This is a genomic window from Burkholderia sp. Bp9140, assembly GCF_003853425.1.
GTDB lineage: Bacteria > Pseudomonadota > Gammaproteobacteria > Burkholderiales > Burkholderiaceae > Burkholderia.
On sequence record NZ_QTPQ01000031.1, the window covers coordinates 77031 to 97098 of the forward strand.

Sequence of the window (20068 nt, forward strand, 5' to 3'; positions counted from 1 at the left end):
GCCCATTCCATGTCGCATTCCGGTCTTACGCGGACGGCCGCCGCGCCGCCGTCCCTGTCCAGTCATGCCGCCGATACCGCACGCCTCGCCGCGCCGCTCGCGATCGCGCAGCTCTCGCAGATGGCGATGAGCGTCACCGACACGGTGCTGCTCGGCTCGCTCGGCCCCGATTCGCTCGCGGCGGGCGGCCTCGGCGCGAACTTCTTCTTCGTCATCGTGACTGTGCTGCAGGGCGTGCTGTCGTCGGTGAGCGTGAGCGTCGCCCATGCGCGCGGCGCGCAGGCCGAGGATCGCGTGCCCCACATCTACTGGACCGGCTTCGTACTGTCCTTGCTGCTCGCGATTCCGGCGATCGTCGCGCTGTCGCTGTCCGAACCGATCCTGCTGATGTTCCACGAGCCGCCGGCGCTCGCGCGTCATGTCGGCGAATACACCGGCATCCTGCGGTTCGCGGCGCTCGGCAGCCTGATCGGCGTCGGGCTGATGCGCGCCTTCCTGCCCGCGATCGGGGCCGCACGGCGCCTGCTGTGGGTATCGATCGGCGGCGTCGGGGTCAACGGCGTGCTGAATTACGGGCTGATCCACGGCGCATTCGGCTTGCCGCGGCTCGGCTTCCTCGGCTCGGCGGTCGCGACGACCATCACGATCTGGCTCACCGCGCTTGCGCTGATCTGGCTGCTGCACGGCCGCCAGCGGTTCCGCCACTTCGTGACCGCCGCCCGCCCGAAACTGCCCGTGATGGGCGAGCTGATCGGCATCGGCTGGCCGGTGGCGATCACGTACGGGGTCGAATCGATGCTCTTTCTCGCCACCGGCCTGACCATCGGCGTGCTCGGTGCGACGTCGCTTGCCGCGCACCAGATCGCGCTGAACGTCGCGTCGGTCGCGTTCATGGTGCCGCTCGCGATCGGCCAGGCCGCCAACGTGCGGGTCGGCTACTGGGTCGGCGCCGGCGAGCCGGTCGCCGCGCGGCATGCGGGCTTCGTCGCGCTCGGCCTCGGCGTCGCGTTCATGTCGCTGTCGGGGCTCGTGCTGATCGTCGCGCCGCATGCGATCGTCGGCCTGTACCTGCACCTCGACGACCCGGCCAACGCGGCGACGGTATCGCTTGCGGCGTCGCTGCTCGGCATCGCCGCGGTGTTCCAGATCGTGGACGGGATGCAGACTGTCGCGTCGGGCGCGCTGCGCGGGCTGCGTGATACGCGTATCCCGATGCTCGCGGCGACCCTCGGCTACTGGGGCATCGGCTTCCCGACCGGTTACTGGCTGGCGTTCCATGCGGGCCTCGGCGCACGCGGCCTGTGGTGGGGACTCGCGGCGGGCCTCGCCAGTGTCGCCGTGCTGATGGCATGTCGCTTTCACATGAAGACCGCGTCGCTCATCGCATCGACGCGCTGAACGCGACACGACGCAAAATCGCCGCCGGCGCTATGCTAGGGCCTGCTCGCGCGCATAACGGGCTTGCGCTGGCCGCGAATGATTTTTTCACCTCAGGGGAACGTGCGTTGCCGGCCCTGCGCTGAAGACCCAGGACGCCGCGCCAGCGGCGCGACCGCCTCACGATACGCCAGACGCCGCGCGACGCGCGGCCTTTCCCCTTCCCAAGAGGAGTGCATCATGAACGAAGCAGTTCGGATGGAACGCGACACGTTCGGCGAGATCGCCGTGCCGGCCGACCGGCTCTGGGGCGCGCAGACCGAGCGCTCGCTGCAGAATTTCCGGATCTCGACGGAGAAGCAGTCGCCCGAGCTGATCCACGCGCTCGCGATCGTCAAGCGCGCCGCGGCCGCCGTGAACCAGTCGCTCGGCGTGCTGGCCGACGACAAGGCCCGCGCGATCATCGACGCGGCCGACGAGATCATCGCGGGCAAGCATCCGCGCGAATTCCCGCTCGCCGTGTGGCAGACGGGCTCCGGCACGCAGACCAACATGAACCTCAACGAGGTGATCGCGAACCGGGCGAGCGAGCTGCTCGGCGGCGAGCGCGGCGAAGCGCGCAAGGTCCACCCGAACGACGACGTGAACCGCGGCCAGTCGTCGAACGACGTGTTCCCGACCGCGATGCACGTCGCGGCCGCCTACGCGATCGTCAACCACCTGCTGCCCGCGCTGCGTACGCTGCGCGCGACGCTCGACGCGAAGTCCAGGGCCTTCGCCGACATCGTGAAGATCGGCCGCACGCACCTGCAGGACGCGACGCCGCTCACGCTCGGGCAGGAATTTTCCGGCTATGTCGCACAGCTCGACCAGGGCGTCCGGCACGTCGAGTCGGCGCTGCCGCACCTGTACGAGCTCGCGCTCGGCGGCACCGCCGTCGGCACCGGGCTGAACGCGCACCCGGAGTTCGCGGTGCGCGTCGCCGACGAGATCGGCCGGCTGACGAAGCTGCCGTTCGCGACCGCGCCGAGCAAGTTCGAGGTGATGGCCGCCGCCGACGCGCTGGTGTTCGCGCACGGCGCATTGAAGACGGTGGCGGCCGGCCTGATGAAGATCGCCAATGACGTCCGCTGGCTCGCGAGCGGGCCGCGCTGCGGGCTCGGTGAACTGTCGATTCCGGAAAACGAGCCGGGCAGCTCGATCATGCCGGGCAAGGTGAACCCGACGCAGTCGGAAGCCGTGACGATGCTGTGCTGCCAGGTGTTCGGCAACGATGTCGCGGTGAACGTGGGGGGCGCCAGCGGCAACTTCGAGCTGAACGTGTTCCGGCCGATGATCGCGCACAACGTGCTGCAGTCGGTGCGGCTGCTCGCCGACGGCGCGCAGAGCTTCAACGACCACTGCGCGGTGGGCATCGAGCCGAACCGCGCACGCATCGACCTGCTGCTGAACGAATCGCTGATGCTCGTGACGGCGCTCAATCCGCACATCGGCTACGACAAGGCCGCGCAGATCGCGAAGAAGGCACACAAGGAAGGCACGACGCTGAAGGCCGCCGCGCTCGCGCTCGGCTACCTGAGCGAGGCGGAATTCGATGCGTGGGTGCGCCCCGAAGAGATGACCGGATCGCGGTAATCGGGAATTTGACGCGATGACGGGTGCGGCGCGAACGCGCGGCGCCCGTTGCCGTCAGACAGTGCCCTTCGCCACTTCCTCGGGCTTCATCTCGACGATCTTGTCGAGCGCGGCACGCACGTCGGCTGCATACTTCGCGAGCACCTTCTGCTCGTCGGTCTCGGGCACGAACGGCGGCACCGGCACCGGGTTGCCGTTCTCGTCGACCGCGACGAACACGACGAGGCAGTCGGTCGTCTGGCGCAGCACGCCGCCCTTCGGATCGCCGGCATGCACGGACACATGGATGTGCATGCTGGTGCGGCCCGTCGCGACGACGCGCGCCTTCAGCTCGACCAGGTTGCCGACGAGGATCGGTCGCTGGAAGCGGATATTGCCGACGCTGACCGTCACGCAATAGCGGCTCGACCAGACTGCCGCGCACGCATACGCGACCTCGTCGATCCACTTCATCAGCGCGCCGCCGTGCACCTTGCCGCCGAAATTCACGGACGACGGCTCGGCGAGGAAGCGGAATACGGTTTCGGTGCGGTCGAGGGCGGCCGGTACGGGGGACGGTTGGGACATCGTGGTAGCTCCAGGCGGCGGGGTACTGCGATCGGCGCATTATACGTTGCACTGCGGCAACTCGTCGCAGTACCCGCCGCGCGGCCGCGACCGCCCGCCGATCCACACGTTGAACCCGGCATCGGCTCCGGAAACCGGCGCCCGTCAGCGGCGCACCGTGATTCCCTGATCGATCGTCCCATACATCTCGAGGCTGCCGCCCCGCTCGCCGGCGCCCGCACCGCCCTGCACACAGGCCGCGCAGACGAACGCGGCCGCCAACAGGCAGAAAATCGTCTTCATCATTGCATCGTGTCGCATCCGGCGGCCCACTGCCGCCGTGTCCGGCCATTCTACGCGTGCGCGGCCGGCGGTCGCGGCCGTACGCGCCCTGCCCGCATCCGACATTTCATCCGGACACGAAACATCGAATGTGCGCAGCGCCTACACTGCAGTCATTCCGCCCGACGAGACACGACGATGACCGATCCAGACGACCACCACTTTCCGGGCCTGAGCCGGATCGGCGCACTGATCGCCGACCCGGGGCGCGCCGCGATGCTATGGGTGCTGATGGACGGCAGCGCGCGGCCGGCCGGCGAACTGACGATGATCGCGGGGTTGTCGCCGTCCGCCGCGAGCGCGCACCTCGCGCGCCTGACCGAAGGCGGCATGCTCGCGCTCGAGGTGCGCGGCCGGCACCGCTACTACCGGCTCGCGTCGGCCGACATCGCGGCGTCGCTCGAGGCGCTCGCGAACGTGGCCCGAGCGGCCGCGCCGAACCGTCCGGTGCCGCCGCCGTCGCGCACGGTGCCGGCCGAGCTGCGCTACGCGCGCACCTGCTACGACCACATGGCCGGCGAACTCGCGGTCCGCATCTTCGACGGGCTCACCGCGCGCGGCTGGCTGCGCGCGGACGGCGATGCGATCGAGACCACCGAGCTCGGCGCACAGGCGCTCGCGCGCTGGGGCATCGACGTCGCGCAGCAGCGCGCGCGCCGGCGCCGCTTCGCATGCGGCTGCCTCGACTGGAGCGAGCGCCGCGCGCATCTCGGCGGCGCGCTCGGCGCGGCACTGCTCGACAGCTTCTGCGCCCACGGCTGGATCGAGCGCACTGCACGGCCACGCGTGCTGCGGGTCACCGTGCCCGGACAACAGGTTTTCGACGACTGGCTTACGTCCGCTTGACACGCGCATTGCGGCCGGACGACAACGGCGCGCGATGGACAGGTTTTGTTACATCGCGTGCCATTCGATTTACAAAACACCGAGCACTGAAACAGGCCAAGCGGATATTGTGAACTGGACGGCACGAATCGACGCGCCGCGATAACGACGAAGACGCTCATCATGGCCTCCCTGTTCACGCTCAAGCGAACCTCCCGCTGCACGCTGCTCGCGTTTGCCGCGCTGGCGACCCTGCCCTCCGCATTCGCGCAAGCGACACAGGCCGCGCCGTATGCGGCCGCCTCCCGGCAGCCGGGCGGCGATCCGCCGAGCCGCGTCGCCCGGCTCAACTACATGTCGGGTGCCGTGACAACGGAGCCGGCCGGCACCGATACGTGGTCGTACGCCGCCGTGAACCGGCCGCTGACGACGGGCGACCAGCTGTGGAACGACGCCGGCGCGCGCTCGGAGGTGCACATCGGCTCGACGGCGGTGCGACTCGGCGAATCGACGAGCCTGTCGGTGCTCAACCTCGACGACACGACGACGCAACTGAAGGTCGGACTCGGCACCGTCTCGACACACGTGCGCGATCTGCCGTCCGGCGGGTCGTACGAAATCGATACGCCCAACCTCGCGCTCGGCATCACGGGCCCCGGCGACTATCGCGTCGATGTCGCGCCGAACGGCGCGAGCACGACGGTCACCGTGCGCAGCGGCAGCGCGACCGTCTACGGCAGCAACGGGCAGTATCCGCTGTCGCCCGGGCAGCAGGTCGTGTTCACCGGCACCGATCTGCAGGTCGCGCAGCAATCGGCCGCGCCGCCCCCCGATGCGCTCGACCAGTGGGCCGCCGGCCGCGATGCGGCCGAGCAGCGCTCGGTGTCGGCTCGTTACGTCTCGCGCGACGTGCCCGGCTACCAGGACCTCGACGCGAACGGCACGTGGCGCGAAACCCCGAATTACGGTGCGGTCTGGGTGCCGAACGACACGCCGGCCGACTGGGCACCGTATCACGACGGTCACTGGATCTGGCAGGCGCCGTGGGGCTGGACGTGGGTCGACGATGCGCCGTGGGGCTTCGCGCCGTACCACTACGGCCGCTGGGCCTATGTGGACGACAGCTGGGCGTGGGTGCCCGGTCCGATGGTCGTCAGCCAGCCGCCCGTCTATGCGCCGGCGCTCGTCGCGTTCGTGGGCGGCGGCGGCGGTCCCGACTGGAGCGTCGCGCTGACGGTCGGCGGCGTCGCGGCAGCCGGCTGCGCATGGTTCGCACTCGGCCCGGGCGAACCGTGGCATCCCGGCTGGGGCGGCTGGAGCCCGCATTACTACGATCGCGTGAACCGGAACATCGTGGTGAACAACGTCACAGTGAACAAGACCGTGAACGTGACGAACATCACCAACATCACGAACATCAACAAGACGTACATGAACTTCCGCGCGCCGCACGCGATCACGGCCGTGCCGGCGTCCGCGTTCGTGCACGGCCAGCCGGTCGCACACTTCTCGCAGCACGTCGATCCGCGGCAATGGCGCAATGCGCACGTGATGCCGGGCACGCCCGGCATTGCGCCGGTGCGCCAGAGCTTTACCGGCGGATTGCGCACGGCCAGCCACCGTCCACCGGCGTCGATCGGCCAGCACACGTTCGTCGCAACGCGCAATCCGGCGGTGCCGGCCGCATATCGCGACCAGGCGGCCGCCCATCTCGCACGGCAAGGCCAGCACGTGTCGGGCGCGGGCGCGCCCGTCGTCAGGACCAGCGTGCCGGCCGACTATACGGCTCGCCCGGTTCGCGTGCCGGGCAATCCGAAAGCCGGTGCATGGGCGATGCGCAACGTGCAGCTCGTGAATCCGCACGGCCCCGTCGTGCAACCGGCGCACGCGCCGCACGAAGGCCAGCCGGCCCCGGCACAGGCTGCACGGCCCGGTGCACCGATGCCGGTCGTGCCGAATGGCGCGCGACCGATGAACGGCGAAGCTCCCAATGCACCGCGCTTCGCCAACGGCGCGCCGCCACAGGCGCCGGGTAATCCGGCTCCGCATCAGGCCTTGGGCCCGGGGAATGGCGTCCCGCATCCGCCGACGGCCGGCAACGAACCGACCGGGCGCGACCACGCGCATGCAGCCGCGGCGCCCGCCCCTGTCTGGATGCAGCCGCACACGCCGATGGAGCGTCAGCGCCCGACGCCGCCGGCCGCGCTCCACGCAGCGGGCCAGAATGCGTTGCCGCCCGTGCGCGGCGCGGCGCCGGCCCCGCATCCGGAAGGCGCGCCCGGAACGCAGCCCGGCGCGCGGCAGGAAACGCCGCGCGCGTTGCCGCAACCGCGACTCGACACGACCGCGCAGATTCCGCAGCCGCGTCCGCGCCCCGATTTCTCCGCACCGGCCCAGCATGCGCAGTCGCGTCCGGAGCGGGCTGCTCCGGCACCGCGACCGCGCCCCGACTTCGCGCAACCGGCACCGCACCGCGAAGTCGCACCGCCGCGTGTGAACGAATCCCGCCCGCCCGCGGTGCATGAAATGCCGCGACCGCAGGCCCCGCGGATGGAGCCGCGACCGTCGATGCCCGCGCCGCGCATGGACCCTCGGCCGTCGATGCCCGCACCGCACATGGAACCGCGGCCGCAACCGGCGCCGCATGTCGAGGCGCCGCACCCGAGCAATCCGCCACCCGGCGGTCACGACGAGCGGCGCCATCAATGACCGTCGCCCGATGAAGCAAATAGGCCCGACCGGCAGGTGTGCCGGTCGGGCCTTCTTCATTCTGCCGGGGGCGGTCGCGCAACCCGTTCCGCCAGCGGACGCCGCTGCTCAGACTGCCATCGGCGCCGTCAGCGGCTCATGGTGCCGGTAGCCGACGAGCGAGAAATCGGACGGCTCGATCTGCTCGAGCCATTCGGGCGCATACACGCCCGTCTTCGCGTAGTCCGGCACGCGCTCGGCGATCTCGAGCCGCGGGCTCTCGTACGGCTCGCGCGTGAGCTGCTGCTGCAGCATGTCGAGCTGGTTCTCGTAGACGTGCGCGTCACCGATGAAATACGTGAACCAGCGCGGCGTGTAGCCCGTCAGCCGGCCGACGAGCGACAGCAGCGCGGCGCCTTCCGTCAGGTTGAACGGCGTACCGAGCCCGACATCGTTGCTGCGGATGTACAGGCACAGCGAAATCTCGCGCTTCGTGACGTTCGGCAGGAACTGGTACAACAGATGGCACGCGGGCAACGCGATCTGGTCGAGTACGGCCGGATTCCATGCGTGAAACAGGATGCGGCGGTCGGCCGGGTTCTCCATGATCGTGTCGAGACACTGGCGCAACTGGTCGATCGCCTTGTACAGCAGCACCTTCGGCGCACCGTCCTCGTCGAAGCGTGTAACGATCCGGAAACCGCGGCGCGTCGCGTCGGCGATCTGCGCATCGGCGCCCGCGTCGAGCACCTTGTAGCCGGGCCACTGGCGCCATTGCACGCCATACACGTCGCCCAGGTCGTCGATGCCCTGGCGATACGGATTCGCGAGCCACTGAGCGTTGTCGTTCGCGTTCGCATCCCACACCTTGCAGCCGAGCGCGCGGAAATCGGCCGCGCTGCGCGACGCGCGCAGGAAACCGACCAGTTCGCCGATCGCGGACTTGAACGCGAGCTTCTTGGTCGTCACGGCCGGAAAACCTTGCTGCAGGTCGAACCGCAGCATCGCACCGGGCATGCTGATGGTGCGGATGCCGGTGCGGTTCTCCTGCCAGGTGCCGGTGTCGAGGATGGTGCGAACGAGATCGAGGTACTGTTTCATGCGGGTTCCTTCGGCCGCGAGGGCGGCCGTACCCGCCAATTTTAGCAAGCGTGATGCGGAACCTCCGGCAACGGCGCCGAAAACCCTCCCATCGGGTCGCCGCGATCGCGCATTCCGTGCGCGCACATCAGCCTGTAGAGCGTGACACGCGACACGCCGAGCTCGCGCGCGGCATCGGCGAAACGGCCGCGGTGACGCAGCAGCGCCTGCTCGATCGCCTGCCGTTCGGCCGCTTCCCTCGCCTCGGTGAGCGAGACAGGCGCCAGTATCGCGAATTCGTTGAGTTCGAGATCGGCCGCGGTAATCATCCTGCCCTCCGACATCACGATCGCGCGGCGCACGCGATTGATCAGCTCGCGCACGTTGCCCGGCCACGAATAGCCGTACAACGCGGCAATCGCGTCGGGCGAGAAGCCGCGCAGGCGGCGATGCGCATCGCCCTTGAAACGCTCGAGCATGTGGCGCGCCAGCAGCTCGATATCCTTGCCGCGCGCGCGCAGCGGCGGCTCCTCGATCTTCAGCACGCACAAGCGATGGAACAGGTCCTCGCGGAAACGCCCTTCGCGCAGCGCCGTTTCCATGTCCACGTGCGTCGCGCAGATCACGCGCACGTCCACCGGCACCGATACATGCGCGCCGAGCCGCTCGATCTTGCCTTCCTGCAGAAACCGCAAGAGGCTCGCCTGGCTCTCGAGCGGCAGGTCGCCGATCTCGTCGAGAAACAGCGTGCCGCCGTTCGCGGCCTCGACGCGGCCGATCTTGCGCTGGTTCGCGCCCGTAAACGCACCGCGCTCATAGCCGAACAGTTCGGCCTGCAGCAGCGTCGACGGAATCGCACCGCAGTTGATCGCGACGAACGGCGCGTGCGCGCGCGCCGAGCGCTCGTGAATCGCGACGGCCGTCAGTTCCTTGCCGGTACCCGATTCACCGGAGACGAACACCGGCGCATCGGTCGTCGCGACACGCCGGATCGTCCTGAAGAGCCCGAGCATCGCGTCGCAGGTGCCGACCATCTCGCCTTCGGCGCGCCCGGCGCCGACCGGCGACGCCACCGGATCGGTCAGCGCGACCATGCCATGCGCATGGCCGACGGTCTCGACGATGCGCGACGTCTCGTACGGCATCGTCACGTAGTCGAAGCAATAGTCACGAATGAGGTGTCGCAGCGTGGCGTCCTGCAACTGGCCACGCCGGGTCGCCGCGATCCAGCCGATGTGCTGGATGCTCAGACACGCTTCGAGTTCGCGCAGATCCGCGGGCCTGAAACCCGGCGAGAAATCGAGCAGGCCGGCGGATGCCACGCCGTGCTGCACGACACGCCGCACGTCGCGTGCGCTTTCCGCGAGATCGACGCGCCACCCGCATTCGTCGAAATGCCCGCGCAACGCGTCGTTCGGTTCGCGCGAGAAATAGATCACATGCCGCTGATCGGCTCCCATATGCCCACCCCGTTCATCAACCGTCTAACGATTGCCGCGCACGCCAGTCGCGTGCGAAAAGGATCGAATCGGATCGAATCGGGTCAGCCGAAGCGGCTCGATTCGCCATGCCGATGCGCGGCAACGACAAGCCTCGCATGATGGCGCTTATCTCGCGTCCAGTTATTTTTTGACCAAGACAGCTTGGTTATAGGCGCCGAACAAGACAAACCGATTGCGGCGCGAATGGGCGAGCGGTCTCATCGCTCAGTGGTCGACGTACATCAATCGTCTGCACATAACGCACGCGCAGCGACACGCGCATGCATCGACACATGCGCCGATTTTCATCCTTGGAGCGTATCGATTGAATCCGCAGTATTCCCGAGCCCCTCCGTTTCACGGCTGAAACATTTCCCGGCGTTTTCCACCGCGATTCACAATGCTCGCGCACAAATCGTAGACGCGACAACGCTCTTCGCCCGATGGCATGCATTTCGCTGAATGCGTAACGGATCGGAGAAGGCGGCCATGCGAACACTTTTTTCACGGTCTTTCGGGCAGGTGACGATTGCGTTCGCGCTCGCGTGCCTGTTCATGCCGGTACGCGCGGACGAAAGCGCGGAACGCGCGCGCGCGCTGCTCGCCGATGACGCACCGGGCATGCAACAGGGCAACCGGTTCATCATCGTACCCGTCGCCGTGCCGCAGCCGCGTTCGTCCGACAAGACATCGGTGACGCTGTGGGACGAGATCCCCCCGCCGTCTCCGCTGCCGCTGCCCGTGCCGCGCCCCGCGCCGCACCCCGGCGACGCGCAGCACGCGATGGAAGAAAAATCCGGGAACGGCGTGCGTCGATGATGCGCACACGATACCGGCGCCATCCATTTAATGAGGATTACATACTGAATTGATGCGAAGCGGGCGATGCCGATCGTGCCCGGTTTCGTCGACGTCACGACGCGAACCGTTTTTGTGTCCGTCCCCCGGCGGGCACTCTTTTTATTCAGGACGTTGTGATGCGAAGGCCGCACATCGTCGCGAGCGGCGACGATGTGCGCGCGCCGGCACACCGGGCCTGCCGGCGCATCCGCACCGAAGCCGGCGCGTGCCGCGGTTCCGGTAGAATCGGCGCCATTCCGGTTCTCTCTTCCCCGACCTTCATGACGACGTTGACCCTGATCGTCGCGCGCGCCCGCAACGGCATCATCGGCCGCGACAACCAGTTGCCCTGGAAACTTCCCGAGGACCTCGCGTTCTTCAAGCGCACGACGATGGGCGCGCCGATCGTGATGGGCCGCAAGACCCACGAGTCGATCGGCCGGCCGCTGCCGGGCCGCCGCAACATCGTCGTCACGCGTGACGCAGCGCGCCGATTCGACGGCTGCGACACCGTCACGTCGCTCGCCGACGCGCTCGCGCTCGCCGCGCGCGACGGGGTGGCAGAAGCGTTCCTGATCGGCGGCGCGCAGCTCTATGCGGAAGGCCTCGCGCTCGCCGACAAGCTGGTCGTCACCGAGATCGATGCGGACTTCGACGGCGACGCGTCGTTCCCGGCCCCCGATCCCGCGCACTGGCACGAAGTGTCGCGCGAGCCGCACCAGGCCGCCGCGCCGAACACCTTCGGCTATGCGTTCGTCGTCTACGCGCGCAGGCGCGACTGACACGCGGCACGCGATAAAAAAGCCCGACCGGCTCATGAAAAACACCCCAAAAGGTTGGATCGATATCCAACTTTTGGGGTGCAGTTCACGCGTGCCGGTCGGGCTTTTTCGTTTCCTGGCGGCCGATGCCGCGCCGCTTACTGCCCGGCGATCGTCATCTGCTCGATGAGCACCGAACCCGTTTCCTTCGTCCCGCGCACGATCGAATCCGCGCCGATCGCGACGATATGCCGGAACATCTCCTGCAGCGTGCTCGCGACGGTGATTTCCTCGACCGGATACTGGATCACGCCGTTCTCGACCCAGAAGCCGGCCGCGCCGCGCGAATAGTCGCCGGTCACGTAGTTCACGCCCTGCCCCATCAGTTCGGTCAGCAAAAGGCCCGTGCCGAGCTTCTTCAGCATCGCGTCGAAGTCGTCGCCCGGCTGCGTGTTCGAGCTGCGCAGCGCGAGGTTGTGCGAGCCGCCCGCGTTACCGGTCGTCTGCGTGCCAAGCTTGCGCGCCGAATAGGTCGACAGGAAGTAACCTTCGACGACACCGTCGTTGACGACGCTGCGCGCACGCGTGCGCACGCCCTCCTCATCGAACGGCGCACTGCCCATCGCGCGCGGCACGTGCGGATCCTCGACGACCTGGACATGCGGTGCGAACACCGGCTTGCCGAGGCTGTCGACGAGGAACGACGTCTTGCGGTACAGCGCGCCGCCGCTGACGGCCTGCACGAACGCGCCGAGCAGGCCCGCCGCGAGCGGTGCCTCGAACAGCACGGGCACCTTGCGGGTGTCGAGACGACGCGCGCCCATTCGCGCGAGCGCACGCTCGGCCGCGTAGCGCCCGACGGCTTCCGGCGCCGCGAGATCGACCGCGCTGCGCTTCGACGAATACCAGTCGTCGCGCTGCATGTGGCGGCCGCTGCCCGCGATCGGCGCGCACGCGATGTAGTGGCGCGAGTACGGGTAGCCGGCAAGGAAGCCGCGCGACGTCGCGAGCACGAACTGCGAATGCTGCGCCGACACGCTTGCGCCCTCCGAGTTGCGGATCTGCGGGCTGACCGCAAACGCGGCGTCTTCCGCGCGGCGTGCGAGCTCGACGGCCTCGTCGGCCGTCAGCGCCCACGGGTGATAGAGGTCGAGGTCGCGCGGGTCGGTTTCGAGCAGTTCCGCCTCGGCGAGGCCGGCCGCGTCGTCCTCGGCCGTGAAGCGCGCGATGTTGTACGCGGCGGCGACGGTATCCTTGATCGCGGCCGGCGAGAAATCCGACGTGCTCGCGTTGCCGCGCTTCTTGCCGATGAACACCGTCACGCCGACCATCTTGTCGCGGTTGTGTTCGATCGTCTCGACCTCGCCGCGGCGCACCGACACCGACAGGCCGTCGCCTTCGGAGATTTCGGTCGCGGCGTCCGTCGCGCCGAGCGCCTTCGCATGGCGAAGGATGTCCGAGGCAATTTCTTTGAGCTGGTCCTGCGTGTGCGGGAAATAGCGCGCTTGTACGTCGAGATTGGCTGCCATCGTCGTGATATCCGGTGGCGGGCGAGCCGCCCGCATGTTCAAAATGTTGCGTATCCCGCGATCATAGCAAGGTCCGGGGCCATATACCGACAAGCTTGGGGTGTCCGCGCCGCGATACAATGCCGCCCATGACACGCAAAACCCGAATCCAGCCGATCGAGCACGCCGACGACGACACCGGCAACGGCTACGATCGCCCCAGCAAATCCCAGTTGAAACGCGAGATGCACGCGCTGCAGGAGCTCGGCCAGGCGCTGGTCGACCTGCCGAAGGACGCGCTCAAGCGCATGCCGATGCCCGAGGCCCTCGCGGACGCCGTGCGCGAGGCGCGCCGGATCACCGATCACGAAGGCAAGCGCCGCCAGCTCCAGTATGTCGGCCGCGTAATGCGCTCGCTGACCGACGAAGAAACCGCCGCGCTGCGCACCGCGCTCGACGCCCAGCGAGGCGTGAACAGGGCTGCAACCGCCCGCCTGCACTGGATCGAGCGCACGCGCGAACAGCTGCTCGCCAGCGACGACGCGCTGACCGAATTCCTCCACCAGCACCCCGAAGCCGACATCCAGGAAGGCCGTACGCTGATCCGCAACGCGCGCAAGGAAGCGCAGCAAGGCAAGCCGCCGCGCTATTTCCGCGAACTGTTCCAGTGGATCAAGACCGCGAGCGGTACGGACGAGGCTGACAGTGACGAGGCTGACGGCGACGACGCGCCGGACGATGCCGGAGACGACCATGACGACGAAGCCTGACCACCCGGACGAGCTCGTGGTCGGCCTCGTGTCGATCAGCGACCGCGCCAGCACGGGCGTCTACGAGGACAAGGGCATCCCGGCGCTGCAGGAATGGCTCGCCGGCGCGCTGCGCTCGCCATGGCGCGCCGAAACCCGGCTGATCCAGGACGACGCGCCGACGATCTCGGCCACGCTGGCCGAACTCGTCGACGTGGCCGGCTGCGATCTGGTGCTGACGACGGGCGGCACCGGCCCCGCGCGCCGCGACGTGACGCCGGAGGCCACGCTGGCCGTGGCGACGAAGGAAATGCCGGGATTCGGCGAACAGATGCGGCAGATCAGCCTGAATTTCGTGCCGACCGCGATCCTGTCGCGGCAGGTCGCGGTGATCCGCGAGACGGCCGACCACGCGGCGCTGATCATCAACCTGCCCGGCCAGCCGAAGTCGATCCGGGAAACGCTCGAAGGGCTGCGCGACGCTGACGGCAAGTCGACCGTGCCCGGCATCTTCGCCGCGGTGCCCTATTGCATCGACCTGATCGGCGGCCCGTACATCGAGACCGACGCCGCGGTGGTCGCGGCGTTCCGGCCGAAGAGCGCGCGGCGCTGAGCGCGTATCGAGCGCCGGGCGCGTGCCGGCCCGCTCAGGCGGCCGGCGCGGACTCGCCTGCCGGCGCCGACGCGGCCGGAATCAGGAAATGCTCGCGGTAGTACTTCAGTTCGTCGATCGACTCGTGGATATCGGCGAGCGCGGTGTGCATCGCGCGCTTCTGGAAACCCTTGTAGATCGCGGGCTGCCAGCGGCGGCACAGCTCCTTGAGCGTGCTGACGTCCAGGTTGCGGTAATGGAAGAACCGCTCGAATTCCGGCATCCAGCGCGCCATGAAGCGGCGATCCTGGCAGATCGAGTTGCCGCACATCGGCGACTTGCCGGGCGACACGTACTGCGCGAGGAACGCCTCCAGCTGAGCGGCGGCGTCCGCCTCGGTCACGGTCGACGCGCGCACGCGGTCGATCAGGCCCGAGCGGCCGTGCGTCGACTTGTTCCAGTCGTCCATCTTCGCGAGCGTTTCGTCGCTCTGGTGGATCGCGAACACGGGGCCTTCCACCGCGATGTCGAGCGTGGAATTGGTCACGACGACCGCGATTTCGATGATGCGGTCGTTATCCGGGTCGAGGCCCGTCATCTCCATGTCGAGCCAGACGAGGTTCAACTCGTTGCGCACGAGCGCGGGCTGGCTGGTGGAAGCGGCGGTATCGGTCATGGGTCATCCTGGAAAATGGCGGACGGCGGGCGGCATCGCGTGAGCGGGCCCGGTCCGCAAGAACATATAATTCTCGCATAGAACCCTTTGGCGCCTCAGATGTCACCCTTTTCGTTCACCCTGCTGTTCGCGATCGCCGTGCTCGCGATGGTCGTCACCAAGCTGTGGCTCGCGTCGCGGCAGATCCGCTTCGTCGCCGCACACCGCAACGGCGTGCCCGCGCAGTTCAGCGCGACCATTCCGCTGACCGCCCACCAGCGCGCGGCCGACTACACGGTCGAGCGCACGCGGCTCGCGATGTTCGAGATCGTCGTCAGCGCGGCCGTGCTGGTCGGCCTCACGCTGCTCGGCGGCGTCGGCGCGCTCGACACGCTGCTGACGGGCTGGCTCGGCCGCGGCTACGGGCAGCAGGTCGCGCTCGTCGCCGCCGTCCTCGCGATCACGAGCGTGATCGACGTGCCGTTCGAGTACTACCGCCAGTTCGGGATCGAGCAGCGGTTCGGCTTCAACCGGATGACCAAGCGCCTGTTCTTCACCGACATGCTGAAGAACACGCTCCTCGGCGCCGTGCTCGGCCTGCCGCTGCTGTTCGTCGTATTGTGGCTGATGAACCAGGCCGGCAGTCTGTGGTGGCTGTGGACCTGGATCGTCTGGGTCGCATTCCAGATGCTCGTGCTGCTGATCTACCCGACCTTCATCGCGCCGATCTTCAACAAGTTCGAACCGCTGAAGGATGAGGCGCTGCGCACACGCATCGAGTCGCTGATGAAACGGTGCGGTTTCGCGTCGAAGGGCCTGTTCGTGATGGACGGCAGCCGCCGTTCCGCGCACGGCAACGCGTACTTCACGGGCTTCGGCGCATCGAAGCGGATCGTGTTCTTCGACACGCTGCTCGCGCGGCTGACCGGCCAGGAAATCGAGGCCGTGCTCGCGCATGAACTCGGCCACTTCAAGCGCCGCCACGTGATGAAGCGGATGCTGGTGTCGTTCGTGCTGAGCCTCGTGCTGCTCGCGCTGCTCGGCTGGCTCGCGCAGCGCACGTGGTTCTACACGGGGCTCGGCGTCACACCGTCACTCGACTCGAGCAACGCGGGCGCCGCGCTCGTGCTGTTCTTCCTCGCGATCCCGGTGTTCCTGTTCTTCGCGACGCCGTTCAGCAGCCTCACGTCGCGCAAGCACGAGTTCGAGGCCGACGCGTTCGCGGCCAGCCAGACCGACGCGCAGGATCTCGTCAGCGCGCTCGTGAAGCTCTATGAGGACAACGCGTCGACGCTCACGCCCGACCCCGTCTACACGGCCTTCTACTACTCGCATCCGCCTGCGTCGCAGCGGATCGACCGCCTGATGCAGCACGCATGAGCCGGCCGACATCCCGCAAGCCGGCCCCGCGCGCACCGGGCGCGCCGCGTGTCGAAGGCCGCGTGATCGCGGCGCACGGTCGCCACTACATCGTCGCCCCCGGCGACGGCGGCCCGATGCTGCAGTGCTTCCCGCGCGGCAAGAAAAGCGAGATCGCGGTCGGCGACCGCGTCGTGTACGAACAGGCATCGGCCGACCAGGGCGTGATCGTCGAGATCGGCGAGCGGCGCAACCTGCTGTACCGTTCCGACCAGTTCAAGTCGAAGCTGTTCGCGGCCAACCTCGACCAGTTGCTGATCGTGCTCGCGACCGAGCCCTATTTCAGCGAGGATTTGCTCGGCCGCGCGCTGATCGCGGCCGAAGCGAACGAACTGAAGCCGCTCGTCGTGCTGAACAAGATCGACGTCGAGGCCGCGCTGCCGGTCGCCCGCGAGCGCCTCGCACCCTACCGCGCGCTCGGCTACGACGTGCTCGAACTGTCGGTGAAGGGCTCGCCCGACGATGCGCGCGCGCAGCTGATGCCGCATCTGGCCGGCCATTCGACGATCCTGCTCGGCCAGTCCGGGATGGGCAAGTCGACGCTCGTGAACCTGCTCGTGCCCGATGCCGAGGCCGCGACCCGCGAAATCTCGGCCGCGCTCAACAGCGGCCGCCACACGACGACGTTCACGCGCCTGTACCCGCTCGAAGGCGGCGGCGCGCTGATCGATTCGCCGGGTTTCCAGGAATTCGGCCTCTACCACCTGACCGAAGGCCGCCTCGAGCGTGCGTTTCCGGAATTCCGCCCACTGCTCGCGGACTGCCGTTTCTATAATTGCCATCATCTGCAGGAGCCGGGCTGCGCAATTCTCGACGCCGTCGCCGATGGCCGCATTGCGCCGTCGCGGCATGCGCTTTACGCGCAGCTCGTGCACGAGGCAAGCCAGATCGTCCGCTGACCGCGCTGCGGGCAGAAGGCGGCCTGGCCTTCACCGACAGGAGCCGCGATGCGTTTCAAGGCCCCCGATCTTGCAACCGCGCAGCATTGGGCGAACGTGCTGCAGGTGGCCGGCATCGGTTGCGAGCTGCACAACTGCTACGCGACCGGTGCGCTCGGCGGCCTGCCCGCCGACGCATGCGCGCCCGAGCTGTGGCTCGATGACGAGCGCGACGACGCGCTCGCGCGGCGGCTCCTCGATGCGGCGTCGCACGGCCCGTCGGCCGGCGCCGCGCCGTGGCGCTGCCGCCAATGCGGCGAGGCGCTCGAGGCCCAGTTCACCGCCTGCTGGCAATGCGGCGCCGTGCGTGATCCGCGCGACGACTGAACGGATTGACCTGACGCACGGCAAAAAGGCCGGCATCGAGCCGGCCTTTTCATTTCATCGGGCGCCGAGCGAGCGCGTCACGACACCCAGACCGCCAGCGTCAGCAGCAACAGCAGGATCATCCACAGGATCACGGCGCGCCACACCAGGCCGACCGCCGACTGCAGCGTACGCGGCGTGCAATCATCACCAACCGTCAACGGCCCGCTGTCGCCGACCGCCAGCGCGTCGAGGCTCGACGGTTCCGCGAGCGGCCCCGCGAGGCGCGCGCCGAGCGCGCCGCTACCGGCCGCGAGCAGCACGCCGTCGTTCGGGTCGGGCCACTGGCGCGTGTGATTGCGCCACGCGTAGATCGCATCCTCGAAGTTGCCGACGATCGCGAAGCCGAGCGCGGTCAGCCGCGACGGAATCCAGTCGATCACGAAGAACGCGCGCTGCGCGAACGTCGAGAACGCGGCCGTGCGATCGTCGGCCGGCGTCGACCAGCTGCGTGCGAGATACTCGGAGATGCGGTACAGCACGGCACCGGCCGGACCGATCGGCAGCACGTACCAGAAGAACACGCCGAACACGTGGCGATGCGACGCTACGACCGCATGAATCAGCGTATGGCGGACGATTTCGCCGACCGGCATGTCGACCGTGTCGAGGCCCGTCCATTCGTGCAGGATTTCTCGCGCGCGCGGCACATCGTCGTTGTTGAGCGCGAGATGGATATCGGTGAAGTAGTGGCTGAACTGGCGGAAGCCGAGCGTGAAATACACCACGACGACGTTCCAGATGAACGCGAGCACGAAGCTCACCTTGTACAGCAGGAAGTAGACCAGTGCGACGACCAGTACCCACGGCAGCACGACGGCGAGCCATGCGAGCACGCCATGCTTTTGCTTGCCGGCGTCGAGGCCATGCGCGACGGTTTCCGCATGAAACTGGAACAGCGCGAACACCGGATTGCTCGGCGACAACGCGCGGACCTGTTCGATGATGAGAGCGAGGAGAACCGAAAAGAAAGTCATGCGTGGCGCCGTCTTCGGAGTTATGTCATTTTTTGCATAACGATAGCACAGCGTAAGCGACGCATGGCTGCTGGCGCGACGGGCCGGGAGCCGGCCGCGTGGGCAGGATCAGTCGGGATGTTATCCGGCTGCCAAGAAGCGGTACAGATTGCGCAACATGGCGGCAGTTGCGCCCCAGATGAAGTAATGCCCGGTCGATTCACCATTCGGATAGGGCATCGCAAAAAAACGACGTTCGCCGCCTTCCCAGCGGAACACGCGCACCTGGTGGTTCGCTGGACTCATCAGGAACGCGAGCGGCACCTCGAAAATCTCGGCGACTTCGAACGTGTCGGCCTGCACGGTGAACGGCGGATGCACGAGCCCCACGACGGGCGCCACGCAGAAGCCGGTACCCGTCAGGTAGTCGGGCAGCGCACCGAGAATCTCGACCCGTTCGGCGGCCAGTCCGATTTCCTCCTTCGCCTCGCGCAACGCGGTCGCCGTCGCATCGCGATCGAACGGCTCGCGGCGGCCGCCGGGGAAGCTGATCTGTCCGGCATGGTCGTTCAGGTGATCGGCGCGCTGGGTCAGCAGCACGGTGAGGCCGCTCTCGCGGACGACGAGCGGTACGAGGACGGCGGCGCTGCGCGGATCAACGCCCTCCTGCAATCGTGCGTCGCTCGGCTCGACACTCCATTCGAGCGTGCGCGCGAAACGCTCGCGCAGCCCGGGCGGCGTCATCAGGCGGGAATCGATGGATGGCAGGCCGGCACCGGTGCCTTCGACCGGCAGCACTTCGGGGTCAATGATGGGGCGGCGATTCAATGGGGCTCTCGGGTTCGTGACGTATCGAGCATATTGTCGCGCCAGAATGAAAAAAGCACCCGGGAGGGTGCTTTTTCCTTACAGCTCTTACTCTTGGGAAGCTGCTGCGGCGCGATCCTTCGACACCAGCTTTTCCTTGATTCGAGCCGACTTGCCCGAACGCTCGCGCAGGTAGTACAGCTTCGCGCGACGCACATCACCGCGACGCTTCACGACGATGCTCGCCAGCAGCGGCGAGTAGGTCTGGAACGTACGCTCGACGCCTTCGCCCGACGAGATCTTGCGGACGATGAAGTTCGAGTTCAGGCCACGGTTGCGAATCGCGATCACGACGCCTTCGTAAGCCTGAACGCGCTTGCGGTTACCTTCAACCACGTTCACGTTCACGATCACCGTATCGCCCGGGGCGAATTCGGGGATCGTCTTGCCGGCGAGCGCGCGCTCGATTTCTTCCTGCTCAAGTTTTGCAATCAGATTCATCA

Annotated in this window: 20 protein-coding genes; 11 read left to right on the forward strand and 9 right to left on the reverse strand. The window is 67.8% G+C overall.

Translation table 11 applies throughout. The features are described from left to right. Positions 1-9: 9 nt before the first annotated feature. Positions 10-1398 (forward strand): multidrug efflux MATE transporter NorM, encoded by a 1389-nt coding sequence (gene norM, locus DIE21_RS24805; protein ID WP_124500180.1) that lies wholly within the window; start codon positions 10-12, stop codon positions 1396-1398. A 219-nt stretch (positions 1399-1617) separates the two neighbouring features. Further along, positions 1618-3012, forward strand: coding sequence for a class II fumarate hydratase (gene fumC / locus DIE21_RS24810; protein ID WP_124500181.1), 1395 nt, complete (start codon positions 1618-1620; stop codon positions 3010-3012). Positions 3013-3066: 54 nt separating this feature from the next. Here fumC and DIE21_RS24815 read toward each other — a convergent pair whose 3' ends face one another. Continuing rightward, on the reverse strand, positions 3067-3579 hold the full coding sequence (locus tag DIE21_RS24815) for an acyl-CoA thioesterase (protein WP_014897688.1): 513 nt from the start codon (positions 3577-3579) through the stop codon (positions 3067-3069). A gap of 144 nt (positions 3580-3723) precedes the next feature. Then, positions 3724-3864, reverse strand: coding sequence for a hypothetical protein (locus tag DIE21_RS37335; protein WP_185642838.1), 141 nt, complete (start codon positions 3862-3864; stop codon positions 3724-3726). A 174-nt stretch (positions 3865-4038) separates the two neighbouring features. On the opposite strand from DIE21_RS37335, the gene DIE21_RS24820 reads away from it, so the two are divergent. Then, the gene (locus DIE21_RS24820) at positions 4039-4746 is read left to right on the forward strand and encodes a helix-turn-helix transcriptional regulator (protein ID WP_124500182.1); all 708 of its coding nucleotides are present in this window, start codon (positions 4039-4041) and stop codon (positions 4744-4746) included. Positions 4747-4908: 162 nt separating this feature from the next. Next, positions 4909-7434, forward strand: a complete 2526-nt coding sequence (locus DIE21_RS24825) for a DUF6600 domain-containing protein (protein ID WP_124500183.1) — start codon at positions 4909-4911, stop codon at positions 7432-7434. Positions 7435-7542: 108 nt separating this feature from the next. Here DIE21_RS24825 and DIE21_RS24830 read toward each other — a convergent pair whose 3' ends face one another. Together DIE21_RS24830 and DIE21_RS24835 are read right to left on the reverse strand one after the other, a co-directional pair. Next, positions 7543-8514, reverse strand: a complete 972-nt coding sequence (locus tag DIE21_RS24830; RefSeq protein WP_124500184.1) for a thymidylate synthase — start codon at positions 8512-8514, stop codon at positions 7543-7545. Between the two features lie 41 nt (positions 8515-8555). After that, the gene (locus DIE21_RS24835) at positions 8556-9953 is read right to left on the reverse strand and encodes a sigma-54 dependent transcriptional regulator (RefSeq protein WP_124500185.1); all 1398 of its coding nucleotides are present in this window, start codon (positions 9951-9953) and stop codon (positions 8556-8558) included. 510 nt (positions 9954-10463) lie between these two features. On the opposite strand from DIE21_RS24835, the gene DIE21_RS24845 reads away from it, so the two are divergent. Both DIE21_RS24845 and DIE21_RS24850 read left to right on the forward strand, forming a co-directional pair. Continuing rightward, positions 10464-10793, forward strand: a complete 330-nt coding sequence (locus DIE21_RS24845) for a hypothetical protein (RefSeq protein ID WP_124500186.1) — start codon at positions 10464-10466, stop codon at positions 10791-10793. A 302-nt stretch (positions 10794-11095) separates the two neighbouring features. After that, a complete protein-coding gene (locus DIE21_RS24850; RefSeq protein WP_124500187.1) occupies positions 11096-11596 on the forward strand; it encodes a dihydrofolate reductase in 501 nt (166 codons plus the stop codon). Positions 11597-11733: 137 nt separating this feature from the next. Here the strand turns inward: DIE21_RS24850 and pmbA are convergent, their stop codons facing one another. After that, entirely contained in the window at positions 11734-13104 is a 1371-nt protein-coding gene (gene pmbA / locus DIE21_RS24855; RefSeq protein WP_124500188.1) for a metalloprotease PmbA, read from the reverse strand. Positions 13105-13232: 128 nt separating this feature from the next. Between pmbA and yjgA the strand changes: the two genes are divergently transcribed. Continuing rightward, positions 13233-13853, forward strand: a complete 621-nt coding sequence (gene yjgA / locus DIE21_RS24860; protein WP_311767465.1) for a ribosome biogenesis factor YjgA — start codon at positions 13233-13235, stop codon at positions 13851-13853. Beyond that, complete coding sequence (gene mog / locus DIE21_RS24865; protein WP_124500190.1) at positions 13837-14445, forward strand: molybdopterin adenylyltransferase; 609 nt, start codon at positions 13837-13839, stop codon at positions 14443-14445. The genes yjgA and mog overlap by 17 nt, the downstream gene beginning before the upstream one ends. 34 nt (positions 14446-14479) lie before the next feature. Here mog and orn read toward each other — a convergent pair whose 3' ends face one another. Beyond that, on the reverse strand, positions 14480-15100 hold the full coding sequence (gene orn / locus DIE21_RS24870; RefSeq protein WP_124500191.1) for an oligoribonuclease: 621 nt from the start codon (positions 15098-15100) through the stop codon (positions 14480-14482). A gap of 99 nt (positions 15101-15199) precedes the next feature. Here orn and DIE21_RS24875 point away from each other — a divergent pair, with 99 nt between their 5' ends. The 3 genes from DIE21_RS24875 to DIE21_RS24885 are packed head-to-tail and all read left to right on the forward strand — an operon-like array spanning position 15200 to position 17763. Then, the gene (locus DIE21_RS24875; protein ID WP_124500192.1) at positions 15200-16459 is read left to right on the forward strand and encodes a M48 family metallopeptidase; all 1260 of its coding nucleotides are present in this window, start codon (positions 15200-15202) and stop codon (positions 16457-16459) included. Further along, entirely contained in the window at positions 16456-17397 is a 942-nt protein-coding gene (gene rsgA, locus DIE21_RS24880; protein ID WP_124500193.1) for a ribosome small subunit-dependent GTPase A, read from the forward strand. Before DIE21_RS24875 ends, rsgA begins: the two co-directional genes overlap by 4 nt. Positions 17398-17445: 48 nt before the next feature. After that, positions 17446-17763: a putative signal transducing protein gene (locus DIE21_RS24885; protein WP_124500194.1), complete on the forward strand. Its 318-nt coding sequence runs from the start codon at positions 17446-17448 to the stop codon at positions 17761-17763. A gap of 77 nt (positions 17764-17840) precedes the next feature. Here DIE21_RS24885 and DIE21_RS24890 read toward each other — a convergent pair whose 3' ends face one another. From DIE21_RS24890 to rplS, 3 genes are all read right to left on the reverse strand, one after another. Next, the gene (locus DIE21_RS24890; RefSeq protein ID WP_124500195.1) at positions 17841-18779 is read right to left on the reverse strand and encodes a CobD/CbiB family protein; all 939 of its coding nucleotides are present in this window, start codon (positions 18777-18779) and stop codon (positions 17841-17843) included. A gap of 120 nt (positions 18780-18899) precedes the next feature. Further along, positions 18900-19586: a CoA pyrophosphatase gene (locus tag DIE21_RS24895; protein WP_124500196.1), complete on the reverse strand. Its 687-nt coding sequence runs from the start codon at positions 19584-19586 to the stop codon at positions 18900-18902. A gap of 87 nt (positions 19587-19673) precedes the next feature. Next, complete coding sequence (rplS, locus tag DIE21_RS24900; protein ID WP_006753174.1) at positions 19674-20066, reverse strand: 50S ribosomal protein L19; 393 nt, start codon at positions 20064-20066, stop codon at positions 19674-19676. Positions 20067-20068 lie beyond the last annotated feature (2 nt).